This is a genomic window from Methylobacterium sp. 142-1Y, from assembly GCF_057747795.1.
This window is the reverse complement of the sequence record NZ_CM173224.1, coordinates 3,464,389-3,476,117: the sequence shown is the minus strand read 5'-3', so window position 1 is coordinate 3,476,117 and position 11,729 is coordinate 3,464,389. Positions and strand designations below refer to the sequence as shown.

Sequence of the window (11,729 nt, the reverse complement as noted above, 5' to 3'; positions counted from 1 at the left end):
ATGCATCGGGCGCGTGCTCTCAGGGTGCGTGACCGAGCGGGAAGAGCCCGATGACGGCGGCGAGAGCTACGCCGAGCACGAGGGCGACGCCGCCGACGATTCCGGCGGCGCGCCCGAGCGAGCGGGCCGCGAAGACGACGACCACGACGCCGACCATGATGGCGAAGCTCGCGAGCGTCGCCATCGTCACGGCCTCCGCCCGGGGCATCGGCAGGGTCAGGGACAGGAGGGCGGTCGCGAGCGCCGCAACCCCGTAGCCGCCCCCAGCGGCGAGGACGACGCGTCCTGCCACCGCGGCCCGGTCCGAGAGCGTGGGTGAGCGGGTCATCGGTGTGGGGGGCATGGCGCCCCCTTACCAGCGGTAGCGCAGGGTCGCATAGACCGTGCGCGGCAGGCCGTAGAAGCAGGTCGCATAGGAGAAGCAGCCGGTCACGGTGCGATCATCGAGGAGGTTCTGTGCGTTGACCTGAAGGTCGAAGCCGGTGAGCGTCGGGCTCAGGTGCTTGAGGTCGTAAGCCGCCACCGCGTCGACCAGCACGGCTTCCGGCACCCGGAAGGTGTTGGCCGGGTCGCCCCAGGAGCCGCCGAGATAGCGAAAACCGCCGCCGAGGCTCAGGCCCAGGAGCGGGCCGGACTGGAACGTGTAATCGACGAACAGCGAGGCGGTGCGGTCCGGCACCTGGACCGGGCGCAGGCCCACGATCGGCACGTTCCGGCCGGTGACCTGGTTGAAGGTCGTGCTGGTGTCGCTTGTGTTGCGCACGTCGAGGAAGGAGACGCCGCCGACGAGGTTCAGCCCCTCGGCCAGCGTCGCCCGGGCCTCGAACTCGACGCCCTGCACGCCGATCTCGCCGGTCTGGAGGCTGAAGGTCGGGCCGTTCACCGGGTCCGGCGTCAGGGTGTTCGAGCGCTTGATGTCGAAGGCGGCGGCCGTGAGCAGGATGTCGGTGCCCGGCGGCTGGTACTTGATGCCGGCCTCGTATTGCCGGCTCGAGATCGGATCCGGGATCCGCCCGGTCGTGCCGAAGGCCGGATCGTAGATGCGCCCGCTCGCGATCGGCTCGAATGCCTCGCTGTAGGAAACGTAAGGCGCCACGCCGCCGTCGAAGCGGTAGAGAAGGCTCGCCCGGTAGGTGAGCGCGTCGGAGGGCACGTCCTGGAACGCCACGGCGCCGGTGGCCAGCGTCCGGGTCGGCCCGGCCTGCCGGGCGGTGTCGTAGCGCCCGCCGAGCGTCAGGACCAGGCGGTCGACCTTGATCTGGTCTTGCAGGTAGACGCCGGTCTGCTGCGCCGTGATGCGGGCATTGCTGGTGAATCCCGGCACCGCGATGTTCATGTCGTAGTTCGGCGTCAGCGCGTTGAGGTCGGGCGCGGCCGGGAACGGGGTCTGGAGCGTGCGGGTCTTGATCGTCTGGTGGTCGACGCCGAACAGGGCGGTATGGGCGAAGGGGCCGGTGTCGAACTTCGCCTCGACATAATTGTCCATCGTGTAGGCGTCGATCGCCACGTCGGTGGCGATGCGCGAGCGGTTGATCAGCGGCCCTGTCGTCAGCGCCGTGGCCGGGAAGAGCGGGGTGTTGCCGCTGAAGGCGCCGTAGACGCTGCGATACTGCCCTTCCGTCCGCAGGAAACGGCCCGAGGAGTGGAAGCGGAAGGCGTCGTCGAAGCGGTGATCGAGGACATAGGTCACCGCGGCCTGCGTGCGGTCGGATTGCTCGAAATTGCGGTCGCCGTCGTAGAAATCGACCGGCAGGCGCCCGACGATGCCGCTGCCGAAATTGCGCGGAAAGACCGTGCCGAAGGCCGGGAAGCCGCCGTAGAAGCCCGAGAACGGGTCGCGCTGGTAGAGGCCGAGCACGGTGAGCGAGGTGTCGGCCGAGGGGCGCCAGGTCAGGCTCGGCTGGATGAAGGCGCGCTCGACCCGCGTCGTCACCGCGGGCCCGTCGCCGTTCCAGCCCAAGGCCGTCACCCGGTAGGCGAATTGCTCCGTTCCGGGAATCGTCGTCTCCGAGGTGATCGGCCCGCCGACATCGAAGCCGCCCCGCACCTCGCTGAAGCCGCCGCCCTGGACGAAGACCTCGCCGTGGCGGACGAATTGCGGCATCTTCGACGTGAGGTTGACGATGCCGCCGGGGCCGGACTGGCCGTAGAGCACCGAGGCCGGGCCCTTGACGATGTCGATCCGCTCGATCCGGTAGGGATCGACCGACGGGAAGGCGTCGCGGGAGGTCGGCAGGCGCATCCCGTCGAGGAAGAGCGGGGCGGTGAAGCCGCGGATCGCAAACTGCTCCAGCCGGGTCCCGCCGGCGCCGCCGCGCTGCTCGGTGGTCACGCTCGGGCTGTAGCGCAGGGCCTGGTTGATGGTGAGCGCGTTCTGGTCCTCGATCTGCTGGCGGCCGATCACGGTGATCGATTGCGCGGTCTCGAGGATCGGCGTGTCGGTCTTCGTCGCCACCACGCTGCGCGCGGCGACGTAACCCGGAACCGGCCCCCTTGCGCCGCCGGCCTGCGTCCCGGCGGCGGTCGCCGTGGCGGGGCGGGCGGTGCCCGCGACGCTGATCGTGTCGAGGGCGATCTCGGCGTCCTGGCCGCGGGCCCCCGCAACGACGCCGGACGACAGCACCACCCCCGACAGGAGCGACCGGGTCAGCCGACGCCCCGCGCGCGAGAGGGGAGTGGCACGACGCGACGACGGAGCGGGCATGATACAATCCAGGACGAGCGGGAACGCCGATCGCGGCCAGAAAATCCATGGAACGAGCAGGGACGGCCGCGGCTGGAAACCGAATGGCAAAATCGTTTGACGCTAACAAGAGCTATGTTTTTTAGCTATTACAATGAGAGTATTGGCGGATTTCTATGGATCGATCATACAGGACTTGATGGAAATTGTCACTTGTTCCGGTCAAGCTGTGGGGCAGTACCCGCGAGAAGGGGCAACGGCCGGAGCGCTGTGTGGCCAGCACAGGTGGGCCTCCGACGCAGGGTCACGCGGGACTTCGCCATAACCGGTTAGTCCGAAAGACATAGGCGATGCCTCGTCGGCGGGTGCGGCTGGCGGCGGGGAGGCCAGGATGGTCGTTTTGGTCGGGACATGACGCCCGGTGCGGCGGGGCATTGCGCGCGATCCGCGCCTGTTGATGGGCGAGCCGCGATCGGTCCGATCCTGCGCCCTGCCTGAGCCGCATCGTCGGGCGCCCCTGCACGGGCGCTGATTCGGCTCGACGCATCTCGGACCCTCCACGTCATTCCGGGGCCGCGCAGCGGAGCCCGGACCCGAAGGCGCGCGAAGCGCAATCCAGAACCTCGGGTGGGACTGGATGAAGCGGAACGCGATCCGCGTTTTTCTGAACTCTCAGTGGCTATGGATTCCGGGCTCCGCTACGCGGCCCCGGAATGACGAGGAGGGTGTCGAGGCTGTTGAGAAAACCGGAGCCGGTTCGACTCGCGATGGCAGCATCACAATGAAATGACAGCTCAGGACAAGGTTGCGGGTGGGATGGAAATCCTGCATCCATCAAGGCGTCGTCTTCGACGAACCGCCATCCACCTCGCCGAACCACGCTCCAGGCCGCGCGCCCCACGCCCCGTCAGGCCGTCTGGCCGCTCAGTCGCGCCAGCGCCCGCTCGCGCCCGATCAGCGGCAGGAGGCCGGCGAGGTCCGGCCCGTGGTCGAGGCCGGTCAGCGCGAGGCGCAAGGGCAGGAACAGCGCCTTGCCCTTGAGGCCGGTCGCCGTCCGCACCGCCTCCGTCACAAGCTTCCAGGTCGTGGCATCCCACGGCTCCGGCGGCAACGCATCGCGCGCGACGGCGAGCAGGTCCGGCGCCTCGCCGGTCACCGGCGTCACCGGGCCCGCGACCACCCGCCACCATTCGGCGGCGTCCGACACCCGGGTCAGGTTCGCCCGCACCACCTCCCAGAAGGCGGGCGCCCGCTCGGGCGCGACGCCGAGGGCGGAGAGCCGTCCGGCCACCGCCGCATAATCGAGGCCATGCACGACGCGGGCGTTGAGGCCGTCGAGCTCGTGCTCGTCGAACTTCGCCGGGGCCCGCGAGACATGGGCGAGGTCGACGAGGGCGGCCAGCTCGTCGAGATCGGCCACCGGGCGGACCGCCTCGGCCGAGCCGGTCAGCACCGCGAGCGCCGCCACCGCCATCGGCTCGTAGCCGGAGTCGCGCAAGCCCCGCAGGGAGAGGTGACCGAGGCGCTTCGACAGCCCCTCGCCGCTCGCCGTGGTGAGCAGGTTGTGATGGGCAAAGACCGGCACGGCCGCGCCGAGGGCAGAAAAGATCTGGATCTGGACCGCGGTGTTGGTCACGTGGTCCTCGCCCCGGATCACGTGGGTCACGCCGGTCTCGGCGTCGTCGACCACGGAAGGCAGGGTGTAGAGGTAGCTGCCGTCCTCGCGGATCAGCACCGGGTCGGACAGGCTGTCGGCCTCGACGTGGCAGGGCCCGCGCACGAGGTCGTCCCAGGTCACGGTACCGGGATCGAGGCGGAAGCGCCAATGCGGCCGGCGTCCCTCGGCCTCGAAGGCGGCGCGCTCCTCGGGGCTGAGCTTGAGGGCGGCCCGGTCGTAGACCGGCGGCAGGCCGCGGCCGAGCTGGCGCCGGCGGCGGCGCTCCAGCTCCTCGGCCGTCTCGTAGGCCGGGTAGAGCCGGCCCGAGGCCTTCAGGCGCTCGGCGGCGGCATCGTAGATCGCGAGGCGCTCCGACTGGCGAAACATTCCGTCCGGGACGATGCCGAGCCAGCCCAGGTCCTCCTCGATCGCCGCGGCGAATTCGGCCGTCGAGCGCGCCGTGTCGGTGTCGTCGAGGCGCAGCCAGAACCGGCCGCCGGACCGGCGGGCGAACAGCGCGTTGAACAGGGCCGGCCGGGCATTGCCGATATGCAGGAAGCCGGTGGGCGAGGGAGCGAAGCGAACGACGGGTGCCATGGCGGCACTCGTAGAGCATCGGCGGAGCGGGGCGCAATCCGGCGTTTCTCCCCGGGCCGCCGGAGACCGGATCAGGCCAGCCAAGATGTCACGCCAGCCAAGACGTCGCGCCAGCCAGGACGTCACGCCAGCCAGGCGACGAGCAACGACACCGTGACGACCGAGGCGATGTGCGAGAGGAGGATCGCCCCCGAGGTCACGCCGGCTTCGAGCCCGTAGAGCTTGGCGAGCGTGAACGGCCCCGAGCCGATCGGCAGCGCGCTGAGCAGCAAAGCGGCGCGCGCCCACAGGTCCGGCACCGCGAAGACCTTGTAGACGAGGAAAGCGGTCACCGCCGGCTGCAACACGAGCTTGAGTACGACGAGCACCGCCATCGGCCTCGTGTCCGAGAGGACCACCCGCTCCTGCGCCAGGAAGAGCCCGATGCAGACGAGCGCGCAGGGCGAGGCCGCACCGCCGAGGAGCGCGGCGAACCGCTCGATCGGCGCCGGCACGGTGAGCCCGGTGAGGCCGACCGCGAGGCCGGCGAGCGGTGCGATCAGGAGCGGGTTGCGCACCAGCGCCAGCACCACCTTGCGGCCGGTGCCGGACCCCGCCCCCTTCTGCCGGTCGAGCTCGATCAGCACGATCGCGAACAGGAACAGCACGCAGGCGGTGAACAGGGTGGCGATCACCGCCGCCGGCAGGCTCGCCGGCCCGAACACCAGCAGGCAGAGCGGGATACCCATGAAGCCGACATTGCTGTAGCCGGCATCCAGCCCCTCGATGCAGGCCTGGGCGCTGCTCAAGGACCGCCCGCGCCCGAGCCCATAGGCCACCGCGAAGGCCGCCGCGATGCCGCCCGCGAAACCCGCCGCGAACCCGACCTGGGCGACTTGGTCCGGCGTGATCTTCGCCATCGCGCCGAACATCAAGGCCGGCAGGGCGAGGTAGATCGCGAACCGGTTCAGGCTGTCGGCGGCGGCCGGCCCGAACAGGGCGGTGCGGCCACACAGGAAGCCCGCCAGGATCAGCGCGAAGATCGGGAGCGCGGCGTTGAGGACGGCCTGCATCGGGAAAAGCCGGAGTGGGAAAAGCTGGGGCGGGAAAAGCTGGGGGGAGGGGTGCCGGGACCCGGCGGGACTCGCTTTGGTCCAGCTCGCCGGAGGGCGCAAGGGTAGCAGGAGGGTAGGAGGTCTGCGCCTCCGGCGGGCTATCGTGAAACGCGAGGCGCCCCGCCACCTGACGGGGGCGGGGCGCTGCGATGGTCGAGCGTGGGTCGATCGACCCGGGCGGATCAGCCCAGGTTGCCGGCGCCGAAGGTGGTGTCGCCGAAGGTGGAGCGGCCCTCGAGCGCGCCGTATTGCAGGTAATGCTGCATCGGATCGAGCTTGGCCTTGGCGACGTCGGCATAGGCATCGAGATACGCCGTGGAGTCGAAGCCCTTCGACGGGTCGCGGCCTTCCTTCCAGCCGTACTGGTCGTAATGCATCAGCGGGTCGATGCCGGCCGCCTTCACGTCCTGATAGGCGTTCAGGTAGCCCTTGGTGTCGAACACCGCGTTGGGGTTGCGCCCCTCCTTCCAGCCATAGGTCTGGTAGTGCTGGTAGGCGTAGGCCGACGAGTCGCCGCCCGCCGCGATGGCCGCGCGGGCCACGTCGGGGTTCGACAGGAGGTAGTACTCGGCGTCGAAGCCCGGATGCGCCGCCAGATCGGCGGTCTTGCCGATCGCCGCATAGGCCTGCCGGCCCTCGTCCTGGCCGTACTCGATGAAGTGCTTGAGCGGGTCGATCCCGGCGGCCTTCACGTCGGGGTTGCGGGCGAGGTACAGCTCGTTGTCGAAGGCGGCGGAGGGATCGCGGCCCTCCTTCCAGCCGGTGGCATCGTACTGATCGAGCGGGTTCTGGCCCGCGGCGCGGACGGTCGGGTTGGCGGCGAGGTAGCCGGTGGTGGAGAACAGCGCGTTGGGGTCGCGGCCCTCCTTCCAGCCATAGGCGGCGTAGTGGGTGTCGGCGTCCTGGCCGGCGGCGAGCACGTCCTTGTTGTTGGCGAGGTAGAACAGGTCGTCGACCAGCGGCGCACCGTCGCCGGTCACCACCGTGGCGTCGGTGAACTGGTAGCGCTCGAAGCCCGTCACGGTGCTGCGGGTGGTGCCGGCACTCACCACGTCGCGACCGTTCTCGGCGCTCACCCGGGCCTCGGTAAGGCGGAAGTCGAACATCGCCGTGTCGGTGCCGGTGCCGCCCGACAGGACGTTGGTGCCGGTGCCGCCGTTGACGATGTCGTTGCCCGCACCGCCGAGGATCAGGTCGTCGATGGCGCTGCCGGTCAGGGTGTCGTTGCCGGCGGTGCCGCGGATCGTGCGGTCCTGGGTCATCAGCATCAGCTGGCCGCCCTCGACCAGCTCGCCGCCCAGCGTGTAATGCGCCTGGGTGTCGAGGAGGTAGGCCTGCCGGCCCGGCGCGCCGAAGATCGTGCTGACGTCGACGATGCCGGAGGATTCCTCGTCCTGGTTGAACGGCGCGGTCGGCGTCGTGCCGAAGCGGGCCGAATCGTGCTGGGCGAGCTCGGTCAGGGAGCCGTTGGCCGGATCGTACTGGAAGACCTTCGAGATGCGGGCATTGTTGCCCGGATCCTCCTGCAGGAGGACCTTCCCGTCGGCGGTGACCGTCATGTTGTCGAGCATGACCTGGCCTTCGGTCCCGCGCAGCACCTCCTTGATGGTGCCGCCGAGTTCCGGCCGGGTGACGTCGGTGAATTCGAGCGCCCAGAGCCGCGACGGGCTGGTGATGGCGTTCGTGGTGTTGAAGTAGAAGCGGTTGGGGTTGCTCGGATCCCAGGCGCCGTCCTCGGGCCGCAGGAAGGTGGTGACGCCCTCGGCGTCGCTCTCGGTCTGGAGCTGGGCGCCGGTCATCCGCGAGACGTCGCCGTTCGGGCCCATCTCCTGCAACGAGAAGGCGGCACCGGCGGCGTCGAGCGAGGTGGCGTTGGTCTCGACCAGCACCGACGGCACCTTGATGCCGTAGAGCTTGCCGTTGGTCAGGCCGGCCTTGTCGATCTCGGAGCCGGTCGCCTGCTTGGTGCCGACATAGACGTAGAGCTGGCCGGTCGAGGAATCGTCGGTGCCGATCGTCACCGTCTTCACGCCCGTGGCCGGGTTCGCCAGGGAGTTCTCCATCGAGAACTTGCCGAGGCGGGGCAATTCGTAGATCCGGCCGGCCTCGGGGCCGTTCACCACCCAGGCGAGCGCCCGGCCCTCGGCCCCGGTCTCCTCGCCGTTCATGAAGATGCGGGCCTGCGTGCCGAGCCCGGTCGCCGCATCGTAGAAGGCCGAGACCGCCGGCAGGTCGGCCGAGCACAGGCGGGCGAGCGCGGTGGTGCCCTGGACGTAGGAGCCGGTCGCGGTGTTGAAGCCGTAATAGCTGGTGCCGAGGTCGCCGGCCGAGAGGACCTTCAGGCTCGCCTTGTCGACGACCAGCCGGTCGACGAAGGCGCCGGCCGAGCCGTGCGCCCGGACCACGCCGGAGGTGGCGCCGATCTCGTGGTTGACCAGCACCGTGGCGGTGCCGTCGCCGTTGTCGAAGGCGCCGATGCCGTCCGGGATGCCGACGAAGCGCCAGGGCGTGCCGTCCGCCTTGACCGAGCCGGGCACGGTGTCGCCCACGCTCAGGATCGACGTGAAGCCGATCGCGCCGGTGCTCGGCACGAGGTAGGGGGTCTGCGTCGTCGAGGGACCGGTGGCCATGGGGACTTCCTTGGAATGTTTCCAGGCCGGCCTATAGACGCGCTTGAGCAACGGTTCGGTGACGTTCGGTGACGTTGTACGTTCAGTCGAACGGCTTAATCCGCTCGCCGCAGCCGCGACGAGGCGCGCGGTGGAGAGTGGCCGGGCGATGCTCTAGAACGAAAAAAGAACAGGCGGGCCGGAGCCTTACGGTCGCGCCGACGTCTCGGGTTTCGGGTGAATGGTGGCGGGAGAGCGGGAATGACGATGCGGACGACCTTCATGGTGCAGACGTTCGAGGTGCATCGGAAGCGGTTGCGGCCGGGCGCGCGCGACGTGGCGCCGACGGAGAGCGGGGCGCTCAAGCGGGCGGAGGCGATCGCCGGGCGGATGCCGGGCGCGGCCGCCCTGCGCATCGTGGCGGATGACGAGACCGGCGAACTCGAGAGCGTGACGATCCTCGGCACCTTCGGCGAGATCCCGGAAGACTTCGCCGAGCAGGTCGGCGGCGGTTGAGCGAGGGAGAAAGAGATGGCCTTCAAGCCGAAATCCGCGGCCGAGACCAAGGCGGCGGAACTGGCCGCGATCCTGATCCGGATCGCCGACCGGGAGGGCGCGCCGGTCCAGGTCGGCGTCGACGCGCTCCGGCGGGCGAGCCCGCGGCTGACGCCGCTGGCGATCGGGCAGATGTTTCGCCGGCATCGCGACGACCTGGAGGCGGCCCTGGCGGAGCGCGGCTACACCCTCGTCGACTATGCCGATCAGGGGCCGGGGCGCGGGATGGAGTTCGAGATCGGGCCGGCCTGACCCGGCCACGGCCGCGCTTCATGCGCCGTGCGCATGGCACCCCGCACGAAAGTCCGGATTGTGCAGTGCGAAAAATCATGGGATACACAACTCACGCAAGGACGCGATGGCGTCGCGGACTTGCCAGCCCTCTTGGGCGTTTCCTCCCTAGACTTCGGGCCACTCGCAAGAGTGGCCTTTTTCTTTTCAGCGCCTGCTTTGCGCGTCGTCTCTTGCCGCGCTCCTTCGGGACGGGCTGGGGCCCGCCGAGGACATGGCTGCGCCCGTCGCCGTCCAGCCTTCGGCCCTGCCCGACGCGAGACCGCGCATCCCCTTCCGGCGAACGCGCCCTAGTTACGGCCGTGGGACGGAGCGCCTCGACGAGACATCGTTTCCTCGCCCGCAGCGGCCGGGCCGCTCGCGGCGCAAAGCGCAGGAGCAGCGTATCATGACGGGCCGCACCGTTGCCGATCTCTGCATCGAGACCCTGGAGCATGCCGGCGTCGAACGCGTCTACGGCGTCGTCGGCGACAGCCTGAACGGCCTCACCGAGGCGATCCGTGCCAGGGGCAAGAACCCGGGAAGCATCCGCTGGGTGCATGTGCGCCACGAGGAGGTGGCGGCCTTCGCGGCCTCCGCCGAATCGCAAGTCACCGGCGGGCTCGCGGTCTGCGCCGGCTCCTGCGGGCCGGGCCACCTCCACCTCATCAACGGCCTCTACGACGCCCACCGCACGCGCACGCCGGTGCTGGCGATCGCCGCCCACATCCCTTCGGCGGAGATCGGTACCGGCTACTTCCAGGCCACACATCCCGAGGAGCTGTTTCGGGAGTGCAGCCACTATTGCGAGATGGTCTCCGATCCGGCGCAGCTTCCTTTCGTCCTGGAGATCGCGATCCGCACGGCACTGGGCAAGGGCGGCGTCTCGGTGGTGGTGATCCCGGGCGACGTCGCCCTGAAGGAGGCGCCCGCCCGGGCGCTCGCCGCGCCGGCGACCCTGGCGCCGAAGCCCCCGATCGTCCTGCCGCCGGCATCCGAGCTCGACGCGCTGGCCGAGCTCCTCGACGGCGCGAAGACGGTGACCCTGTTCTGCGGCCGCGGCTGCGCCGGGGCGCGGGACCAGGTGCTCCGCCTCGCCGAGACCCTGAAGGCGCCGGTGGTGCACGCGCTCGGCGGCAAGGAGCATGTCGAGCACGACAACCCCTACGATGTCGGCATGACCGGGCTGATCGGCTTCTCCTCCGGCTATGCCGCCATGGAGGCCTGCGACGCCCTGCTGCTGCTCGGCACCGACTTCCCCTACCGCCAGTTCTATCCCGACCATGCGAAGATCGCCCAGATCGACATCCGGCCGGAGAATCTCGGCCGCCGCTGCCGGCTCGATCTCGGCCTCGTCGGCGATGTCGGGGTGACGATCGCGGGCCTGCTGACGCGGCTGACGCCGCGCGACGATTCCCGCCACCTCGAACGCTGCCTCAAGCACTACGCCAAGGCCCGCGAGGGTCTCGACGAACTGGCGACCGGCAAGCCCGGAAGCGGGCCGATCCACCCGCAACACCTGACCCGGCTGGTGAGCGAGGCGGCGGCGCCGGATGCGGTGTTCACGGCGGATGTCGGCACGCCGACGATCTGGGCGGCGCGCTACCTCGCGATGGCGCAAGGCCGGCGGCTGATCGGTTCCTGGGTGCACGGCTCGATGGCCAACGCCATGGCGCACGCGATCGGCTTGCAGGCCGCGCAACCGGGCCGTCAGGTGATCGCGCTCGCGGGCGACGGCGGCTTCACCATGCTGATGGGCGACCTCCTCACCCTGGTGCAGGAGAAGCTGCCGGTGAAGGTGGTGGTGTTCAACAACGGCACCCTCGGCTTCGTCGAACTGGAGATGAAGGCCGCCGGCTATCTCGAGACCGGCGTCGCGCTCCAGAACCCGGATTTTTCGGCCATCGCCCGCGCCGCCGGCCTGCACGGCCGCCGGGTCGAGGATCCGGGCGATCTGGAGGGCGCCATCGCCGAGATGCTGGCCCATGACGGCCCGGCCCTCCTCGACGTGGTGACGAACCGCCAGGAACTCGCCATGCCGCCGCAGATCAAGGCGGAGCAGGTGAAGGGTTTCAGCCTCTGGATGATGCGGGCGGTGATGAACGGCCGCGGTGACGAGGTTCTCGACCTGGCGAAGAGTAACCTGATCCGGTGAGGGACGGATCGCTGGACCGGTGAAGAGGCGCGGGATCCCCTCTCCCACTCGGGAGAGGGGAGACGCGCTTTTTTCTTTCCTCGGACAGCTCTGCCGCAGAGGGGGGAGG

Annotated in this window: 8 protein-coding genes; 3 read left to right on the top strand and 5 right to left on the bottom strand. The window is 69.8% G+C overall.

Features of this window, described 5'->3' with window-relative positions; translation table 11 throughout:
* Window positions 1-19 precede the first annotated feature (19 nt).
* The 5 genes from AC3AOF_RS15800 to AC3AOF_RS15780 all read right to left on the bottom strand — a co-directional run bounded on the left by AC3AOF_RS15800 (window position 20) and on the right by AC3AOF_RS15780 (window position 8,661).
* Window positions 20-343, bottom strand: a complete 324-nt coding sequence (locus AC3AOF_RS15800; protein WP_488345852.1) for an iron transporter — start codon at window positions 341-343, stop codon at window positions 20-22.
* 9 nt (window positions 344-352) lie between these two features.
* On the bottom strand, window positions 353-2,704 hold the full coding sequence (locus AC3AOF_RS15795) for a TonB-dependent siderophore receptor (protein ID WP_488345851.1): 2,352 nt from the start codon (window positions 2,702-2,704) through the stop codon (window positions 353-355).
* Window positions 2,705-3,590: 886 nt separating this feature from the next.
* Entirely contained in the window at window positions 3,591-4,937 is a 1,347-nt protein-coding gene (gltX, locus tag AC3AOF_RS15790; protein ID WP_488345850.1) for a glutamate--tRNA ligase, read from the bottom strand.
* 122 nt (window positions 4,938-5,059) lie between these two features.
* Complete coding sequence (locus AC3AOF_RS15785) at window positions 5,060-5,989, bottom strand: AEC family transporter (RefSeq protein ID WP_488345849.1); 930 nt, start codon at window positions 5,987-5,989, stop codon at window positions 5,060-5,062.
* 224 nt (window positions 5,990-6,213) lie between these two features.
* Window positions 6,214-8,661, bottom strand: a complete 2,448-nt coding sequence (locus AC3AOF_RS15780; RefSeq protein WP_488345848.1) for a hypothetical protein — start codon at window positions 8,659-8,661, stop codon at window positions 6,214-6,216.
* 240 nt (window positions 8,662-8,901) lie between these two features.
* On the opposite strand from AC3AOF_RS15780, the gene AC3AOF_RS15775 reads away from it, so the two are divergent.
* From AC3AOF_RS15775 to poxB, 3 genes are all read left to right on the top strand, one after another.
* Window positions 8,902-9,156, top strand: a complete 255-nt coding sequence (locus AC3AOF_RS15775; RefSeq protein WP_236989952.1) for a hypothetical protein — start codon at window positions 8,902-8,904, stop codon at window positions 9,154-9,156.
* 15 nt (window positions 9,157-9,171) lie between these two features.
* Window positions 9,172-9,447 carry an adenylosuccinate synthase gene (locus AC3AOF_RS15770; protein WP_236989953.1) on the top strand — a complete coding sequence of 92 codons (276 nt, stop codon included), beginning with the start codon at window positions 9,172-9,174 and terminating at the stop codon, window positions 9,445-9,447.
* Between the two features lie 427 nt (window positions 9,448-9,874).
* Window positions 9,875-11,620 (top strand): ubiquinone-dependent pyruvate dehydrogenase, encoded by a 1,746-nt coding sequence (poxB, locus tag AC3AOF_RS15765; RefSeq protein ID WP_488345847.1) that lies wholly within the window; start codon window positions 9,875-9,877, stop codon window positions 11,618-11,620.
* Window positions 11,621-11,729: the final 109 nt, after the last annotated feature.